This is a genomic window from Kitasatospora sp. NPDC024654 (assembly GCF_055559155.1).
The window spans coordinates 1-2,243 of record NZ_JBVHLF010000232.1; the positions used below are offsets into that span (position 1 = coordinate 1).

Below are 2,243 nucleotides of genomic sequence, written 5' to 3' on the forward strand. Positions count from 1 at the left end.
GACACCCCCATCATCACCCTCGACGCCCGCCGCCGGGACAGCGCCAAGAGCGCCCTCATCACCCTCGTCGAGCACGCCCTCCTCGCCCGACTCCGGTAGGCCGGTACACCGTGCCGGGGGGCTCCCGTCGGAGCCCCCCACGGTGCGTCAGTCCTCCGGCCGCAGGCCGGCCTTGACCAGGGTGTAGCTGTACGCGTCCTCAAGTGCCTTCCAGGAGGCCGCGATCACGTTGTCGGCGACCCCCACGGTGGACCAGGTGCCGGTCCCGTCGGCCGACTCCACCAGGACCCGGGTCCGCGACCCGGTACCGTGCTGGCCCTCCAGGATGCGGACCTTGTAGTCCACCAGCTCCAGGTCCGCCAGCTGCGGGTAGATCCTCTCCAGCGCGGTGCGCAGCGCCCGGTCCAGCGCGTCCACCGGGCCGTTGCCCTCCCCGGTGGCGACCATCCGCTCGCCCTTGGCCCAGAGCTTGACGGTCGCCTCGTTGCCCGCCGAGCCGTCCGGCAACTGCTCGCTGATGGTCCGCCAGGACTCCAGGGTGAAGAAGCGCTCCCGGCTGCCCCGCACCTCGTCGCGGAGCAGCAGCTCGAACGAGGCGTCGGCGGCCTCGTAGGTGTAGCCCAGGCTCTCCTGCTCCTTGACCCGGGCGACCACCCGGCCGACCAGGTCGCGGTCGGCGGACAGGTCGTAGCCCAGTTCCCTGCCCTTGAGCTCGACCGAGGCCCGCCCCGCCATGTCGGACACCAGCATCCGCATGGTGTTGCCGACCAGCTCGGGGTCGATGTGCTGGTAGAGGTCGGGGTCCACCTTGATGGCCGAGGCGTGCAGACCGGCCTTGTGGGCGAAGGCCGAGACCCCGACGTAGGGCTGGTGGGTGGAGGGGGCCAGGTTGACCACCTCGGCGATGGCGTGCGAGATCCGGGTCATCTCGACCAGGCTGCCGGGCGGCAGCACCCGCCGGTCGTACTTGATCTCCAGCGCGCCGACCACCGGGAAGAGGTTGGCGTTGCCGACCCGCTCGCCGTAGCCGTTGGCGGTGCACTGCACGTGGGTGGCCCCGGCGTCCACCGCGGCCAGCGTGTTGGCGACCGCGCACCCGGTGTCGTCCTGGGCGTGGATGCCGATCCGCGCGCCGGTGCTCCGGACCACGTCCGCGACGATCTCCCGGACGTCGGACGGCAGCATCCCGCCGTTGGTGTCGCACAGCACGACGACGTCGGCGCCGGCCTGGTGCGCGGTGCGGACCACGGCCAGCGCGTAGTCGCGGTTGGCCCGGTAGCCGTCGAAGAAGTGTTCGCAGTCGATGAAGACCCGGCGGCCCTGGGCCCGCAGGTGGGCGACGCTGTCCCGGACCATCTCCAGGTTCTCGTCCAGCGTGGTGCGCAGCGCCATCTCGACGTGCCGGTCGTGCGACTTGGCGACCAGGGTGATCACCGGCGCGCCGGACTCGACCAGGGCCCGCAGCTGGGGGTCCTGGGCGGCGCTGCCGCCGGCCCGCCGGGTGGCGCCGAAGGCGACCAACTGGGCGTGCCTGAGATCCAGCTCGGCGGCGGCACGGGCGAAGAACTCGGTGTCCCGGGGGTTGGCGCCGGGCCAGCCGCCCTCGATGAAGCCGACCCCGAACTCGTCCAGATGCCGGGCGATGGTCAGCTTGTCGGCCACCGTCAGGTTGATGCCCTCCCGCTGCGCGCCGTCGCGCAGGGTGGTGTCGAAGACATGGAAGCTGTCATCGGGGTGACGTGCACTGCCGTCGGTCATGGCCCTGGTTTCTCCGTTTCGGGGGCACTGCGAATGCCGGACATCCCGGTTCCACTGTTCCACCATCCCGCGCGCCACCCGGAATCCGGCGCCGCCGGGTGGGCGGGGCCGAAGGGCCGGGTCCGTCCCGGTCGGCACGGGTGGGCCGGACCGGGGTAAAACAAAAGACCTCTCGCGGGTGCGAGAGGTCTGCGCGCGGGTCGGCAGTCGCCCGGCGCCCGTGGGGGCGCGGGGAACTCGCTCCGCGAAGGGGTGCTGCGAAGCGGTCACTGCGAACCGGCGCGCCTGCTGCCAATAATGAGCGCGAGCGAGGTCACGGTGGCAGTCTGGCACACCATCCGGAGTGCGGCCTCCGCGTCCCGGATCGGGGGGGGGGGGGGGGGGGGGGGGGGGGGGGGGGGGGGGGGGGAACCGGGGGGGGGGGGGGGGGGTTGGAACTGCCACTTTCCCCGAGGCCTTGCGACCGGCCGTCCCGGTGCCAGGTG

The 2,243-nt window shown here is 72.6% G+C and carries 1 protein-coding gene and 1 pseudogene; one reads left to right on the plus strand and one right to left on the minus strand.

From position 1 onward, the window contains the following. Positions 1-99: pseudogene (locus tag ACZ38L_RS39205) on the plus strand (ATP-binding protein); the annotation flags it as partial. A gap of 48 nt (positions 100-147) precedes the next feature. Here the strand turns inward: ACZ38L_RS39205 and cimA are convergent. Further along, positions 148-1,758, minus strand: a complete 1,611-nt coding sequence (cimA, locus tag ACZ38L_RS39210) for a citramalate synthase (RefSeq protein WP_465702892.1) — start codon at positions 1,756-1,758, stop codon at positions 148-150. Positions 1,759-2,243: the final 485 nt, after the last annotated feature.

Coding starts and splice junctions, on each gene's coding strand:
- cimA (WP_465702892.1), bottom strand. CDS start 1,758: ATGACCGACGGCAGTGCACGTCACCCCGATGACAGCTTCCATGTCTTC.